This window comes from Streptococcus oralis, assembly GCF_019334565.1.
Taxonomy (GTDB): domain Bacteria; phylum Bacillota; class Bacilli; order Lactobacillales; family Streptococcaceae; genus Streptococcus; species Streptococcus oralis_CR.
The window spans coordinates 719,092-735,890 of the sequence record NZ_CP079724.1 but is presented as its reverse complement, the minus strand read 5'-3'; the positions used below and the strand labels follow the sequence as shown (position 1 = coordinate 735,890).

The following is a 16,799-nucleotide window of genomic DNA, read 5'->3' as shown; positions in this document are numbered from 1 at the left end:
TTTAAGAAAGAAAGTTCAATGAAAAATATAAAAGTAAATGCCTTGGCCAGCTTGCTGGTCAATATTCTCAATATCGTTTTTCCACTGATAACCAATCCTTATCTGACGCGGATTCTCAGCAAATCCAATTACGGTTATTTCAATACAGCCAATACCTGGGCAAGTTTCGTTATTCCACTAGCTGCCTTTGGAATATACAACTACGGGATTCGAGCTATTAGTAAGGTCAAGGATGACAAGAATAAAATCAACTACGTCTTTTCTAAGTTGTTTTATATCTCGGTTTTCACTTCCCTCCTGACCACTGGTATCTACTTCCTCATTATCTTCTTTGACACCAACATTGAGAATCTGAAAGTTCTCTACTACATCCTAGGAGCCCAAGCACTCTTCCAATTTCTCAATATCGAATGGATGAACGAGGCTTATGAAAACTATGCCTTCATCCTCTACAAAACGTTAATTATTCGAATTACCATGCTGGTCGCTATCTTCGCCTTTGTTAAAACGGCAGATGATATTGTTCCTTATGCTATCGTTATGACAGCGACCACTATCCTCAACTACCTGCTCAGTTTTCTTTGGATTAAGAGAGAAGTTTCTTTTGTTAAGATTGGTTTCGTCGAATTAGCTAAAGCTTCTAAACCGCTCTTCACTATGCTTCTCTTAGCAAATGCTAATATGCTTTATACCTTGCTAGATAGAATGTTTATCACCAAGGGACCAGATGAAAACTACATTTCTTATTATACAATTGCCTATAGTATCGTCATGTTGATTGCCAGTGTCTTGAGTGGAGCTATCAACGTCAGTATTCCACGCCTTGGCTACTATCTCGGTAAAAAGGATTACAAGTCCTATAATTATCTCGTGAATCAAGCGGCATCCTTATTCTATTTCCTTATGGTTCCAACTAGTATCGGGATTATGATATTGGGACGGTACGCAACTGTTATTTATTCATCTGAAAAATATCTTGAAGCGGGTATCGTAACTAGCGTCTTCGCTTTTCGTACCATCATCTGGGCTATAGAGTTGATTCTTGGTAAACAGATTATCTTTATCAACGACCATGAAAATCGCTTAACTGCCTTCTACTTCCTTGGTGGTGGTGCCAATATACTATTAAATAGCATCTTGTATTTCAATAATATTTTTGCACCTGAGTATTACATCGCTACGACCATTATCGCAGAAACTATCGTTGTTTTACTTGAAATTCATTTTATCAAGAAACACCAACTGATTAGTTTAAAAGAAATTTTTATAACCTTAACACGTTATAGCATTATATCCCTTGGTTTTATCCCAATCTTCTATATTTTCAAGATGATTTTCCAAATCAATTCCTACACAGTAAACTTCAATATGATTCTCATGGTTCTGTCTACCGTAGCAACTTGTGGTATCTATTACCTCTTGACCCTCTTTATTACCAAAGACAAAACACTCCACTATGCACTGAACCTTGTACTTGCTAAATTAAAACGAAATTAAAAAAATCCCCTACTGATAAATTAGTTGCCAGTAGGGGATTTCTTCTTTATTCTTTTTCTTTCTTTTCAGAAGCGTTGGCTTCTAGATTTGAATCTTGTTTAGGTTGTTCAACAATAGAGGAATTAGCTTCTTGTTTCTGTTCTGGCTTGACTGCATCGCTATTTACAGCAGCAACAGCCTGTTTCCAGATTCCTTCTTCGTTTACTTTGTAACCATCAGGTGTTGTTGCGTTCTTCAACAAAGAACCATCAGCTTGGAAATAGTACCAATTACCATCAAGCTGTTTCCAACCTGTCTGCATAGCTCCTGATTCATCAAAGTAATAATGATCACCATTTACTTTATGAAGGCCAACCAACATGATACCATCTTCAGGATTTAGATAATACCAGACACCTTTGTCTTTTATCCAACCAGTTTTCATGGCTCCATTTGATTCAAAGTAACGGTAATGATTATCAAACCATTTCCAGCCAGTTTGCATGGCTCCAGATTTGCTAAAGTAATATTGCTTACCATCTACTTGATGGAGGCCGACTAACATAACGCCTTCCTTACCTTCAAGATAATACCAGACATCACCATCTTTCAACCAACCAGTTTGGAGTGCGCCCGACGTAGCGTAGTAATGCCAAGAATCATTTGACCTCTGCCATCCAACTTGCATAGTACCTGCTGAGCTGAAGAAATAGTTCTTACCGTCAATCTCTTTAGATCCTACAGCCATAATACCAGTTTCTGGATCCAAATAATACCATGATTCTTTATCTTTCAACCAACTAGTTTTCATAGCACCTGAGTTCGTATAGAAGTACCAGCTATTGTCTTGCCACTTCCAGCCAGTCTGCATGGCACCACTAGCATTCAAATAGTAACGAACACCATTTATATCTTGTCTGCCAGTTAACATGATGCCATCTTTATCCAGATAATACCATGTTTCCTGATCCTTGACCCAGCCGGTTTTCATAGCTCCAGAACTTGCAAAATAGTTCCAGTGACCATCAACAAAGGCCCAGCCAGTTTGCATGATACCTTCTTGATTAAAGTAGTATGTGCTTCCGTTGATATTCTTTTTACCGATGGTCTTTAGCCCATCCTCATCATAGAAATACCAATTTGAATCAATCTTTTGCCAAGTTGAAGGCTTACCTGCTGTTTGGAGTGCACCACTTTCGCTAAAGAACATCTTCTTGCCATTATAGACTTGATGTCCTGTTAGCATCTTGCCATCTGCCGCAAAGAGATACTTTTTCCCTCCAATTTCAGAGAGCTCGCTAAATCGTCTAGCACCATTTGATTGGATATAATACCAAGAGTCATCTAGTTTGAACCAACCACCAGTTTGCATTTTACCATTTTGGTTCAGATAGTAATCATTCCCTTTGGCATTTTCTCCCCAGTCGTCGTTAAGGTGAAGCCAGCGACCTGCTTGCATTTGTCCTTTTCCATTAAAGAAGTAAGTGGCTCCGCCAATCTCTCTCCAGCCGATAGCCATTTCTCCGTCAGTCAAACGATATTTCCAATAGCCATCTTCTTGATACCATTTTTCGTCAACTACAGGGATATCAGGGAAGGTATTTGAAACATTAGCAAATCCTTTATCGCTAATATCAAAAACGGTAGCATCTTGAGTTTGGCTAGCAGCATGAAGAACCTGAATATTTTTCTTCTGAAGGTATTCTCTGGTTGAAGCAACATTAATATCTCCACCAGTTGTCTGAATAATCATCTTTGGTGATAAGTTTTCAAGAAAATTAATCGTATTTGAAATTGTCGCATCATAATGGTGGTTCCATTTCATCATATCAACCTTACCGATAACTGGACCTAACTTATCTTCTGCTCCTTCGGCATTATCCAAATCTCCACCAAGATAAATTCTCTTTCCTGCCACAGTCACTACTGAAACGATGGAGTTGGAGTTATCATCTCGAACTTTTTTCAGATTCCCTTCAGCATCATATTCATTCTTATAGTTGTAGAGTTGGATATCCATATCACCTAATTTTAGATGGCTATCCTCATCTGAAATATTCTGGATAAGAGTAACTCCTCGTTTTTGAGCTGCTCTCAAAGCATTATCATAATTGAAAAGATTATCCCATAGTCCCCAGTTTGCTGTGATCCGATCATCTGAATATTTTTTCAAATAAAACTTACCGACTTGATATCGATTGAGTATTTCGTCCGCTCCACCAATATGGTCACTATGGACATGAGTTCCTATAATAAAATCTAATTTTTTTACACCTATCTGATCCAAGTGGCGAATCAATCGATCCTCCAATACTTGATAATTTCTCATAGAAATTCCCCAGCGGCTTGGATAGCGTGGGTCACTCCCATCAGGGAAATCATAGTCTTCTCCCATATCAATCAAAGCATAGTGACCATTGCTTTCCAGAAGGATGGCGTCACTCCCAGATTTTGCTTTAGTATTTATGAAATGGATACGATTGCCCGAACCTGCAGAGATAGTATCTGCATCTACTCCTTGCGATAACTGAATAAGTAATAGAAAGAATGCGAGAACACTATAGCTGACTGATTTTAATAACCATTTATTTTTCACCTTGAAAACTCCTTTATCTTAACATTAAGCAACTTTTAAAAATCTAATCAATCCAGTAGTTTTTATCCCCTCCTGGGACTTGTTGCTCAATAGGAGGTGGAGTCATATAGTTTTCTCCAAATTCGTAGACAAGTATTTCATGGTATTTTCTCGGAACCTTGAGCACAATGTTTTCATAAGGCATATCAATCAAATCATAGAGCCATTCTTTTTTTATACCATTTGGATAATAAGGGTCATAGATAGTACAAGTAAGATCTGTTGCTTGATCTACACTATACTTCAAAGCAAGACTCTCTAATTTTTGATTCCATAGCTGTGGGGAAGTTAATCGGAAAATAGCTGATCCCATATAACGAGGGAGGTTTTTAAGTCCACCATTCTCAGACTTGATCCCTTTAAAATTCAAAGAAGAAAGGCGAATGAAATATTTGTAGAGCCTCATTTTTTTACGGTCACTTTCCTCTGTGACGACACCATCATATGGAAAAATGTCAACGCAAGTTCCCAATACGACCGTTGGGTCTACGAGGTTAGCATCTCGACGAGTCCTTACATCATAGACTCTCATATAACTGTATGGGTATCCCTTTGTTTCTCTGAATGAAATCAATTTGTAGTAGGGATGATTTTCATTTTGTAAAACCTTATACAGTTTTTCAAATTCATCACGCGCCAAGGAAATATCTGTATCATCATCCCAAGGGATAAATCCTTTATGGCGTACAGCTCCTAGTAAGGTTCCAAAATCAATAAAGTATTTGATTTGATGTTGTTCACAAAGATCATGTAGATACTTTAAAATATCCAATTCTACTTGCTTGATTTCTTCAAGAGTTAAAGTTCTTTCAGACATAGGTTCTATTCTCCTAAATTTGACTATATTTTTAAACGTTTCTTAATTCCAATCCCGTCATTTAGACCTTTTAACAATCTTCCATAATTTAAAATCATGATGAGATACTCTTTGTTCAACCGGTGGCAATTGCATATAGTCTCCGTAGTCTGAGGTCAAAATTTCATGATAGTTCTTCGGAATGGTAAATTCCTTACCTTCAAATGTTCCAGTAGTAACTTGTTCCAGCCATTCACGTCTCCACACTGGTTTGTTCATATCCTTGTAGATAAGATAATCCACTTGCTCATAATCTGAGACTTTACGGGATTTTGCAAGCTCTTCAATCTGGGCAACGTATTTGTTCGTATTGGTGAAATAGAAAATAATAACTGACACATAACGTAGCAGTGAATTCAGTACACTTTTTGTATTGGTAATGCCTTTGAAGGTGTAGCAACTCAATTGACGTTTCTTTATCAGTTTCGTCATCTTGTTTTTAAATTGTACGTCATCCTCGTAGCCATCTACAGGGAAAATATCTACATAGATTCCCATATTCGAATCGATGCGAACATCTTCTTCTAGCAAGTAAGTATGGTTATCCTGCACTTTCATGAAGGGATAGACATAGTTGAGATTATTTTTATAAGACATGACCTCGTAACGTTCATCAGGGTTAGCGATAAGGTAGTCTTGCAACTTTTCATAATCTTCTCGTAACATGCAGATATCCATGTCATCATCCCAAGGGATAAATCCTTGATGGCGAACAGCACCGATTAGACTTCCATATGCTAAGAAATACTTGACCCCAATTTTCTGACAAACTTCATGAATATACTCCATGATTCCAAGTTCCATCTGTTGAATTTCATTGACATCTGTTACTTCTTGGTACCGAACTCCTTCATCCCGTTTGCAGACTACGAGTCCATAGCCAATCGCTAGCCAGAAGATGATATTAATAAAGTTGGTTGAATACATAATCTGACTCTCAAATAATTGGCCAAACAAGATACCGAAGAAAAGGATCATGGTCAATTTATCAGTATTTTTCTTGGAAACAATCAAATACGTCAAAAAGCGCCTGATGACATAAGCCAGTACAAGAAGGAAGGATAGCAAACCTAGAACTCCCGAACTGACAAATATAGTCACAAAAATGTTATGGAAATTCCCACCGATAAGGGAGTTTTGAATCTCAAATTTACTGAAATACTCTGTGTAGTAATCTGGAACATTTCGTACACCATAACCAAAAATTGGTTTGGCACTTCCCATCTTGATGGCATTTTTCCAGATATAGGTTCTACCACTTGGTGTTGTTTCAATCAGATGGAGCTCACCGTTCTTCTTAGTGACAGACGAATCTGTTTCAGCATAGGATTGTCCTTTGTTTAAATCTAAGACAGTCGCAGTTTCAGATGAGATATAGATAGAAGTTACATAGCTTAATCCAATATTAGTTGCAGTAATCAGCAAACCAGCAACTATAAAAGTGAGGAATCGTTTAACGATACTTCCTCTAGTAGCAAAGAAACTATAGAGTCCAATCATGAGAAGTAAAGAAAGTAAGGCTCCTCGACTTTGCATCGTAGCAAAGTAAACGAATTGAATCACATTGTTCAGTTTAAGATAAACAGAATATTTACTTCCTTTATGAATCAAATACATAGCCAAAATAATGCTAATGTATGAAAATATCGCACTAGCATTTGGATTGACAATCCCCCACAGACGTCCATTCATGACACCATAGTAATAAGATTGTTCGCCAATCTTAAATAGGATAAGGACTCTACTAACCAATAAACCAAACGCAAAAATTGCTGAAGAAAAAGAAACAATTTGAACCGTATAGGCAATCCAGTCAACTAATTTTTTAAGTTGCCCTGATTGTAACATGGTAAATAATAAAACATAGGTTACCATGAAGAGGATTTCAATCACATTTCCAATCAGATGTCCAGAGCGATTGAAAATAGCTGATAGCAGATGACCTCCAGCTAAGAGTCCAAATAAGGATAGAAATTTGCGATCTACTTTGATTTCTTTCCACTTAAACAATAAGGTATAGCAAATATAAAGCACTACAATCGCTGATAATCCCTTGTAGAGGGGATTTGCTATCTTATAAACCAGTGAACTCATACTTAAAATCGAAATGAAAACAAATAGATATGCAATCCATAGTTTTGATTTTTCAAAGTATTCATCCATTTTTGAAAAATTCATTTTCAACTCCTTCTCATGATATTAGTTTTTTAATCCAACAATTTTCTTATATAGCCATGGAGAAATGACAAGTGAAAGGATCGCTACCTTGCGAAAAGTAGTGAAATAAGCATCCTTCCATATTTCACGTCGGTGCTGAACAATCCAAGTCCTCAGCTCGGCTTTCTCCTTTTGATACTCTTCACGTGAAGTAAAGATAATTTTATCGTAAACTGTGATGTACGACCAACATTCTCTATTTATTAATTCGTATTTTAAATTAGGGAAGGCTTGTGAAACTTGAGCAATTATTTGCTGATAAACTTCTATCGTGTCAAATACATATCGATTAACAGATGTCGTTGCACTTCCCTCACGATGATCATAATAATAAACAGGTTTGTCAATAAATACGCAACTGCATCTTGTCTTTAGTAGCAATTCGGTTAAAAATAGAGCATCTTCAGCTAGGTGATAATTTGTATTAAACTTTTCATCCGCAAGCAGGTCTCTCTTAAACAGTTTTGCAACTGGAAAAAATGACGTTCTGGTAGTCATCAGTAGTTCCTTCATGGTTTCTTCTGTTGACCAGAGTTCTGTTTTTCCTGAATGTGAAGGTATATCAGTTACAATGCCGTTTTTGATATGGTGCAGAGGAGCAATAACAAAGCCTACATTCACCCCTTCAACTGCACTTGCTAAAGTAGCTAGGTAATCCTGGGTAACGAAATCATCACTATCAATAAAGGTAACCCAAGAACCCGTCGTTAGCTGAATTCCCATATTTCTAGCATTTGAAACACCAGCATTTTCGATATGATAAACCTTGATATTCTCATACTGAGATGCTAAGTGATCACAGATCTGTCCACTAGAATCAGTAGAACCATCGTTGATTAGGATTAACTCAAAATGGGCATAAGTCTGTTGAAGAATCGACTCCACACATCGCTCCAGATAGGCTTCTACATTGTAGACTGGAACGATAACGCTTATTTTTTCTCCCATCATGCTCCATATTCTCCCTTGTACTCTGTGTAGCTCTTGTCCATGTCCGCTATAATAGCATCATGATGCGGTACTTGCTTGTCCGCTGGTGGCGGTGTCATATAGTCCCCAAAAGCAGTGCTGAGATAGGCATCATAACCGACTGGAATGGGCATCTCAGTTCCTTCAAATGGCAAGAAAAGATTGTCTTCAAAAGATGCAATTGTGTACTTGTTTCGCATGTAGCCGGGACCTGAGCATAATTCCGTAATTCCATCGCTCTCAGCGAGACCATACTTGGTCATTTCTTTTTCAGCTTTTTTCCAAATGCGATAACGTAGAGATTTTGGAGTCAGGCCGAGTAAGATACGACTTCCCCATTTCATGACTGCACCATGCTTTTCTGGGATAGTTTGGGCGCAAAAGAGTGAATAAATCAAGGCCCAACGAACCTGTTTCTTACGCTCAGCTGGATTTTTAGGATAATAATCCAATGGTAAAACATCCAAGGCCAAACCGTGTGGCAGATCCAAATCCTTCTGATAAGGCTTGATACAAGTGGTTTTCTTATCACGAATGGTAATAAAAAGGTTACGGTCTACAAAATCTTTGTTACTCTTTGACAAGAAATAACGCTCATCTGCATAACGTGGCCACAGTTCTGCTAATTTTTCATAGTCCTTGCGAGGCATAAAAAAGTCTAGGTCATCATCCCAAGGAATGAAGCCCTTATTACGTAGGGCACCAATAGCCCCTCCACCACAGAGATAGCACAACAAATCATGTTCTTTACAAAATGCAACGAAATATTCAGCCATTTCCAGACTACGAGCCTGAATCGCTTTCAAATCACTCATGTCTCTCCTCTTCTGTCCAATAACGAGTTATATCGTTTTATTATACCATAAAAAAGCCCTAAAAATCCATCAGATACTAAGAAAAATCAAAGCCTAAACCACTTTTTCACTGGTGATTCAAACTTTGATTTTTTTATAGCATTCTATCTCATTCCCATTTGGGCGAGTTTGGTCTGGTATTTATTTTGATCAACTAGAAGTCCTTGTCCACCATAGATATCATAAGCGTCCACCCAGTCACCAAGTTCTGGGACGGTGAGTCTTTCAATGCCATTTTGAGCACCTTCTAGGACAGATAAGCCATTGGTCAACAAGAAGCTATATGGTAGATTTGTTGATGTCATGCCAAAGACTTTTCCAAGTGCCTCTGATCCCGTAAAGAGCTTGGTTGGATCTTTGATTTGCTCAAGAACAGCCGACATGACTTGTTGCTGACGTTTGGTACGTCCGTAGTCTCCCTCATCATCATCACGGAAGCGAGCATAGTTCAGCAAGGTGGATCCATTCATCTGCTGTTTTCCAACTTTGATGGTTTGGGTTGGCGATTCTGTCTCTGTTGCATGAAGGTCATCTCCAACTGTGGCTTCTGTTAAAGGTTGACCATTCAATGTTGAGAATTGAGCATCAATCGTTACTCCGTCAGGGAATAGGGTATCAATAGCTGTTGCAAAAGCCTGGAAGTCGACTAGGGCATAGTACTTAATATCCAAATCAAAGTTGTCTTTTAGAACCTTGCGGACCATTTCAGCCCCTTTTTGCCCTTCTTGTTCCCCAAGTTCATAAGCAACATTGAGTTTGTTATCCGTTTGTTTCTGGCCATTTACAATCTTACTATACCCGTCGATATAAACCAAGTTGTCACGCATAAAGCTGACTAGTTTGATCTTCTTATCTGATCCACTGACATTCAGTACCATGATTGTGTCGGTACGGGTCTCCGCACTATTTTGACCGATACGGCCATCTGTCCCCATGACTAGGATATTCACACCATCTTTGGTATCCTGACCGTTAAAGACCTCTACTTGAGCTGCCTTGGCATCAGCTGGCTTATTGCTTGGATTGGCTGCTGACTGGAACCCTCGAAGAAACATAAAAATCATTCCTGCAAGCACACAAGTAATCAACAGCAGGAACCAAGTCAGTATTCGTTTGAAGCGAATTCTTCTTTTTTTCTTTTTGACTTTAGGTTGAGGGGCTACCTTTTCACGTTTCTTAGACCGGCTTCTACTGCCATAAGTCGGAAGATCAATGTCTCTACCCCAAGATTCTTCTTTTTCTTCTTGTTGGAAATGGTGAACTTCAGACTTGGGACCTGCCATTTTCTGTTGCAGATAGTCAAACTCCCTCCGTTCACGATCGTTGAGGTAATGAATATTTTTGAAGAGATAGTCATAACGTAACTGCTCGTGATGACTTAAAGGATTTTCTTTGCTCATTGACTCTCCTTTTCTATATCAGTTATGGTAAAAATCGGGTAGGTTCCCAGTATCTTGTGCTGGATTCCAATGGCTTCTAGTTCTTGTCTGGCAAAATGAACCAGTTCTTTATCACTATAGTCTACATCGATAATGAAAAAGTATTCTCCCAAGGCTGTTTTAAGGGGGCGACTTTCAATCTTTGTTAAGTCAATCCCTCTCCAAGCAAAGGTCGAAAGTGCCTTGTAAAGAGCACCAGGTAAGTTGTCTGGTAAGGTCAAGGCCAAACTCATTTTTTCAGCTTGTGAGTTCAAAGGAATCTTCAGTATCTCTGCCCCTAACACCCAAAAACGTGTGAAATTGGCTTCCATCTCCTGAATATCCTCTGCAATTAATTCCAAGCTATATTCCTCGGCAGAACTTCTTGGTGCAATGGCTGCATAAGGCTGGTCTGGATGTTCCGAAATAAAGCGAGCTGCATAGGCGGTACTAGCAGTCACCTCGATTTGAGCCTCTGGATAGTGCACATCGATGAATTTCTTTCCTTGAGCCAGAGCCTGAGGATGGGAAAAAATCTTCTCAATTTTTGACTGACCGGGAACCGCCATCAGCTGCTGGTGAATGGGTTGAACGATTTCTGCAACTGCTTGGATGCGAGTCTGATGAAAAAGGTAATCCAAGCTTTCATGAACGCTACCCTCGATAGAATTTTCAACTGGCACCACCGAATAGTCCACCAAGCCTTGTTCATAGGCCTTGATAACATCTGTGATATTGGCAAAAGCCTGCAATTCCTCTTTGGGAAAAGCTGTCTGCACAACATGATGCGAAAAAGATCCCTTGGGACCTAGATAGGCAATTTTCATCTCAGTTCCTCTATAATTTCCTCTGGGCTTAACTTGGTCACATCTAGAACCCGACTGGCTACTTCCTCATACCAAGCTTGTCTTTCATGGAAAATAGCTGCTAGTTCTTCCTTACTTTTGTTAAGAAAAAGCGGGCGCTGATTGTCCTTATCAGCTGCGATACGTTGGTAGAGGGTTTCAAAATCTGCTTTTAGGTAGATGTTATCAGGATTGGTTTTGAGCAAGTCACGATTTCTCTGAGAAATGACAACTCCTCCGCCAGTTGACACAACTCGGTCCGTTTTTAGTAAGTCAGCTAGGACTTCTGACTCTACTTGACGAAAGGCCACTTCTCCTTTTTCAGCGAAGAAATCCGCAATGGACATGCCCAAATGTTCCTCGATTAAGGCATCCATATCGATATAGTCTGGGTCCAAGCCTCTAGCGATTGTCGACTTGCCTGCCCCCATAAATCCAAGTAATACCTTAGCCATGAGTCATGCTCTCCAAATCATCAAAGAAGCTAGGATAGCTAGTGTTGATGGCTTCAGCACGGTCAAGTTCCACTTCTCCATCCGCAACCAAGAGGGCTGCAATGGCTGTCATCATTCCAATTCGATGGTCACCAAACGTATTGACTCTAGCGCCATGAAGGGCTGATTTCCCTTTGATAATCATCCCATCTGCTGTGGGGGTGATGTCCGCTCCCATGCTATTTAAGGCATCAGCCACCACCTGAATGCGGTCAGTTTCCTTGACCTTGAGTTCCTCAGCATCCTTAATGACTGTTACACCTTGCGCTTGTGTCGCTAAAAGGGCAATAATAGGTAATTCATCAATCAAGCGTGGAATCAAAGCTCCACCAATCTCTGTTCCTTTCAGGTCTGAAGATTCGACAATCAGGGTTGCTGATTTAGCGACTGGATCGATTTCAGTTATTTCTAGTTTTCCACCCATGGCGCGAATGACATCAATAATACCAGTACGAGTTTCATTGATGCCCACATTCTGCAGCACTACGCGAGAGTTTGGAACAATCAAACCTGCGACCAACCAAAAGGCTGCACTGGAAATATCTCCTGGAACAACTACCTTTTGTCCGGTCAGTCTTTGTGGTCCTTGGACTGTGATTTTCTTACCTTCCACACTTAAATGGCCACCAAATTGTTGTAGCATATCTTCGGTGTGGTTACGAGTACATTCTTTCTCGATAATAACGGACTCCCCCTGAGCCTGTAAGGCTGCAAATATCAAGGCAGACTTGACTTGCGCAGAGGCGATTGGCAACTCATAGTGAATCGGTTTTAAATTTTTCGTCCCTTTTAGGCGAAGAGGGGGGAGGTCTCGCTCTGTTTGCCCTGAAATGCTAACGCCCATTTTTTTCAGTGGAATCGTCACACGATCCATAGGACGTTTAGAAAGACTATCATCTCCAAACATCTCTACTTCAAAATCTGCACCAGCAAGGACACCTGAAATCAGGCGAATCGAGGTGCCAGAATTACCCACATCCAAGGCGTTTTGCGGAGCTTTTAAGCCATCCATGCCAACACCTTGAATGGTAATAACCCCATCTTTGTCCTCAATTTCAACACCAAGGTCACGAAAAACCTGCATGGTTGAAAGCACATCCTCTCCACGCAAAATATCATAAACCTTAGTCTCTCCCTCAGCCAAACTTCCAAAAATAATCGAACGATGGCTAATAGACTTGTCACCTGGAACCCGGATACTGCCATGTAAGTGGCGAATGTTTGTTTTTAGTTTCATAGTTGACCTCATACTTGCAATACTTTTTCTTATTTTATCACAAAAAAGCCAGAAATTCCTGAAATTTCTGGCTTTTATACAGATAAAATACTATTTCAATAATTCTGAAACAGGTTCAAAGACAATTTTTTCAATGTCTGAAAGGTAAATGGACAATTGTTGCTGTTTGGCAAAGAAATCTGACAAAAGAGCGTTCTCTTGGATTTGCTTACTGAAAGACTGCATCTTTTCTTGGAAAGAGGCGTCTGGCATTTGTCCCGTTTGCGCCATGACTTGGATTTCTTGTTGGAAAGCGAGGTAGTCTGCAAAAATCTTGCTAGCTTGTTCATCAGCTTGGATGGCATCTTTTGCTGCCTTAACCGCCTTGTATTCTGGTAATTCGCGTAACCCGCGACTGAGTTCATTTGCACTATCGTAAATATTTGACATGATTTTCTCCTTATTTGATGACGACTGTATAGTCCGTATTTTCTGTGATTAAACGCTCAGCTCGTTCTAAGTCTTGAGCATTTTTAAAGGAAATTTGTAGAATCCCGTGAATATCCTCACGGTTTTCTTCGTTGATGTGAATGTTGACCAAGGAAGTTCCTCGTAGCAATTCCAAAATCCGCAAGATGACATCTTCTTCATCGGGAACATCGACATAGAGGTCGTAAGAGCTATCCACACCACCACGTTTATGGATTTCCATGGCCCGACGTTTCTCACGCGCTTGGTTGAAAAAGTTCCAGATTTGCTCTTCATCTCCCTTGCTGATGGCTTGTCCAACCTCATCTAGGCGCTCCTTGAAATCCGCAATTCGATCTAGAATAGTCTCGCGATTGGACAAGAGAATGGAAGTCCACATACCTGGTTCACTCTCTGCAATGCGAGTCATATCTCGAAAACCACCCGCCGCAAAGCGCCTTGCCATTTCATGTTCTTGAGCATAGATCGCTGTCTGCTCCATAAGGCTGGAAGCCAGAATATGAGGAAAATGGCTAATCTGAGAAGTGACTCGATCATGCTCCTTGGCATCAATTTCAATGAAACGAGCATGGAGACCAGAAAGTAGGTACTTCATTTCCTCAAGTGTGTCAGGACTTGTCAGGCTCGAAGGTGTGAAGATATAGTAGGCATTTTCAAAGAGATTAACATCCGCAGAGGCAGCCCCTGTTTTGTGGCTACCAGCCATGGGATGGGCCCCGACAAAGCGAACAGGTTTGCCAGCTAAATATTCCTCCGCCGCATCTACAATGGCTGACTTGGTTGAGCCCGCATCCGAGATAATGACGCCTTCTTTCAAGGCTAAGTTTGCCAGCTCCTTAATAAAAGCAATGGTCTGTTTGATTGGCAAGGTCAGGATGATGACATCTGCTAGGGGAGCGAAACTAGCAAAATCATCCGTCGCACGGTCTATCATTCCTCGCTCCAAAGCAATATCTCTCGAAGCCTGACTGCGATTATAACCCAAAATTTCATAATCTGGATGATCGCGCTTGATACCGAGCGCCATCGAAGCACCAATCAAACCGAGACCTGCAATATAGATGGTTTTTGCCATGAAGACTCCTTAATAGTTCTTTGTATAGTCTCGGTGCTTGGCAACTGCCTCTTTTAATTCTTCAAGATTATCTGATGAGAATTTTTCAAGGATTTCTTGTGCCAGAACCGTTGCCACAACAGCTTCCATGACCACACCTGCTGCTGGAAGAGCGGTCGGATCACTTCTCTCCACGGTTGCCTTATAGGGTTCATGCGTCTCGATATCCACACTCATAAGAGGTTTATAAAGAGTAGGAATGGGTTTCATAACTCCACGAACAACAATTGGTTGCCCATTGGTCATACCACCTTCAAAACCACCTAGATTGTTGGTACGGCGAGTATAGCCGTCTTCTTTAGACCAGAGAATTTCATCCATAACCTGGCTGCCTTTGCGGTAACCAGCTTCAAAGCCGAGACCAAATTCCACCCCTTTAAAGGCATTGATAGAGACAACTGCTTGGGCCAATCGCGCATCTAATTTTCTGTCCCATTGAACATAGGATCCAAGGCCAACTGGAACGCCTCCGACGACTGTCTCTACAACCCCACCGATGGTATCACCGTCACGTTTGATTTGGTCAATATAGTCCTTGATTTCTTGTTCTCGCTCTTGGTTGACAATAGAAACTTCAGACTGGGCAGCTCGTTCCTTAATCTCAGCCACTGTCAGATTTTCAGGTACATCGATTTCCTTGCCACCAAAGACCACGACATGGTTGGCAATCTCCATATCCAATTCAGCTAAGAGACGTTTGGCTACTGCCCCAACAGCAACTCGCATGGTGGTTTCACGGGCAGATGACCTCTCCAAGGAATTTCGTAAGTCATCAAAACGGTACTTGATGCCCCCAACCAAATCGGCATGACCTGGACGAGGATGAGTGATTTTCCGCTTGCTTTTGAGGCGGTCTTCGATGTCTTCTGCAGACATGATATCCAGCCATTTTTGGTGGTCCTTATTGATGACATCCATGGTAATCGGAGCCCCTGTCGTCTTCCCGTGACGAACGCCCGAAGTAAAGACAACCTGGTCACTCTCAATCTTCATACGGCCACCACGACCGTAGCCACCCTGACGGCGTTTAAGGTCTCCATTAATATCCTCAGCTGTCAAAGGAAGTCCAGCGGGAATTCCTTCAATGATAGCCGTCAGACGAGGACCGTGTGATTCTCCTGCAGTTAAATATCTCATACGTTCTCCTTATTTTACCAAGTAGTCTTTCATCTCTTCCAGGGAAACTGGGTGAATGGTCGCTGAACCAAGCTCTGGTACCAAGACCAATTTCAAGATGTTGCCACGTGCCTTCTTGTCATGAGTCAAAGCCTGATAAAGCTTGTCAACATCCCAGTTTTCATAGTCAACAGGTAGTCCAAATTTCTGGCACATCTCTCTAATGGACTTGGTTATGCCATCAGGCATGAGTCCTTTTCCCTCAGCAACCTTGGAAATCTGCACCATACCCATAGCCACAGCCTCACCATGCATGACCCTGCCATAACCAGCAGTCGCTTCAATAGCATGGCCAATAGTGTGACCAAAATTGAGGTAAAGACGAACTCCGTTATCCAACTCATCTTCGACCACCATCTTCCGCTTCACCTGACAAGAATGTTCAATCAAAGTCTCTGCATGTTCCAGTATGCTCTCAACAGAACCATCCAGGTCCGTTAAGAGAGCCCACAGTTCTGGGTCTTCAATCAAACCATACTTGATGACCTCGCCCATTCCTTCAATCAACTCTCTTTTTCCGAGTGTTTCAAGGACCAGCGGGTCAATCAGGACTCCATCTGGTTGGGCAAAAGTCCCCACCATATTTTTAGCAAAAGGAGTATTGACACCCGTCTTTCCACCGATAGAAGAATCAACCTGAGCTGTCAAACTAGTCGGAATCTGAACAAAGTGAATGCCCCGCATATAGGTAGAGGCTACGAAACCAGCCAGGTCCCCAACGACACCACCACCTAGAGCCACGATTCCATCGCTACGAGTCAAACCTTGCTTAACTAGAAATTCATAGACCTTCTGAACAGTGGTTAAATTTTTTCGTTCTTCGCCTTCTAAAAAGTCAAAAACAGCTACCTGAAAACCAGCATCTTCTAGGCTGAGTTTAACCTTCTCTGCATAGAGAGAAGCTACATGGTTGTCGGTTACAATAACCACTTTTTGAGGTTGCCAGAGTTCTCGCAACCATTGACCAGCCTGAGCTAGACAACCTTTTTCAATCTGAATATCATAAGGATGATGCGGAATATCAATTCTGATTTTCATAG

The 16,799-nt window shown here is 40.8% G+C and carries 14 protein-coding genes; 1 reads left to right on the top strand and 13 read right to left on the bottom strand.

The window, feature by feature from the left end; translation table 11 throughout:
- Positions 1–18: 18 nt before the first annotated feature.
- A complete protein-coding gene (locus KX728_RS03680) occupies positions 19–1,497 on the top strand; it encodes an oligosaccharide flippase family protein (RefSeq protein WP_215804780.1) in 1,479 nt (492 codons plus the stop codon).
- Positions 1,498–1,543: 46 nt separating this feature from the next.
- Here KX728_RS03680 and KX728_RS03675 read toward each other — a convergent pair whose 3' ends face one another.
- From KX728_RS03675 to aroB, 13 genes are all read right to left on the bottom strand, one after another.
- Positions 1,544–4,072, bottom strand: coding sequence for an MBL fold metallo-hydrolase (locus tag KX728_RS03675; protein WP_215804781.1), 2,529 nt, complete (start codon positions 4,070–4,072; stop codon positions 1,544–1,546).
- Between the two features lie 43 nt (positions 4,073–4,115).
- Complete coding sequence (locus KX728_RS03670) at positions 4,116–4,928, bottom strand: LicD family protein (RefSeq protein ID WP_215804782.1); 813 nt, start codon at positions 4,926–4,928, stop codon at positions 4,116–4,118.
- A gap of 57 nt (positions 4,929–4,985) precedes the next feature.
- On the bottom strand, positions 4,986–7,145 hold the full coding sequence (locus tag KX728_RS03665; protein ID WP_215804783.1) for an O-antigen ligase family protein: 2,160 nt from the start codon (positions 7,143–7,145) through the stop codon (positions 4,986–4,988).
- A 21-nt stretch (positions 7,146–7,166) separates the two neighbouring features.
- Entirely contained in the window at positions 7,167–8,135 is a 969-nt protein-coding gene (locus KX728_RS03660) for a glycosyltransferase family 2 protein (RefSeq protein ID WP_215804784.1), read from the bottom strand.
- Positions 8,132–8,968, bottom strand: a complete 837-nt coding sequence (locus KX728_RS03655; RefSeq protein WP_215804785.1) for a LicD family protein — start codon at positions 8,966–8,968, stop codon at positions 8,132–8,134. The genes KX728_RS03660 and KX728_RS03655 overlap by 4 nt, the downstream gene beginning before the upstream one ends.
- Positions 8,969–9,111: 143 nt before the next feature.
- Complete coding sequence (locus KX728_RS03650) at positions 9,112–10,407, bottom strand: LCP family protein (protein ID WP_215804786.1); 1,296 nt, start codon at positions 10,405–10,407, stop codon at positions 9,112–9,114.
- The gene (gene pheA / locus KX728_RS03645; RefSeq protein ID WP_215804787.1) at positions 10,404–11,252 is read right to left on the bottom strand and encodes a prephenate dehydratase; all 849 of its coding nucleotides are present in this window, start codon (positions 11,250–11,252) and stop codon (positions 10,404–10,406) included. Before pheA ends, KX728_RS03650 begins: the two co-directional genes overlap by 4 nt.
- The gene (locus tag KX728_RS03640) at positions 11,249–11,725 is read right to left on the bottom strand and encodes a shikimate kinase (protein ID WP_215804788.1); all 477 of its coding nucleotides are present in this window, start codon (positions 11,723–11,725) and stop codon (positions 11,249–11,251) included. The genes pheA and KX728_RS03640 overlap by 4 nt, the downstream gene beginning before the upstream one ends.
- The gene (gene aroA, locus KX728_RS03635; protein WP_215804789.1) at positions 11,718–13,001 is read right to left on the bottom strand and encodes a 3-phosphoshikimate 1-carboxyvinyltransferase; all 1,284 of its coding nucleotides are present in this window, start codon (positions 12,999–13,001) and stop codon (positions 11,718–11,720) included. Before aroA ends, KX728_RS03640 begins: the two co-directional genes overlap by 8 nt.
- 90 nt (positions 13,002–13,091) lie before the next feature.
- Positions 13,092–13,430, bottom strand: coding sequence for a YlbF/YmcA family competence regulator (locus KX728_RS03630; RefSeq protein WP_000065973.1), 339 nt, complete (start codon positions 13,428–13,430; stop codon positions 13,092–13,094).
- Between the two features lie 10 nt (positions 13,431–13,440).
- Positions 13,441–14,544, bottom strand: a complete 1,104-nt coding sequence (locus KX728_RS03625; RefSeq protein WP_215804790.1) for a prephenate dehydrogenase — start codon at positions 14,542–14,544, stop codon at positions 13,441–13,443.
- A gap of 9 nt (positions 14,545–14,553) precedes the next feature.
- Positions 14,554–15,720 (bottom strand): chorismate synthase, encoded by a 1,167-nt coding sequence (gene aroC, locus KX728_RS03620; RefSeq protein ID WP_070697342.1) that lies wholly within the window; start codon positions 15,718–15,720, stop codon positions 14,554–14,556.
- 9 nt (positions 15,721–15,729) lie between these two features.
- Positions 15,730–16,797, bottom strand: a complete 1,068-nt coding sequence (aroB, locus tag KX728_RS03615; protein WP_215804791.1) for a 3-dehydroquinate synthase — start codon at positions 16,795–16,797, stop codon at positions 15,730–15,732.
- Positions 16,798–16,799 lie beyond the last annotated feature (2 nt).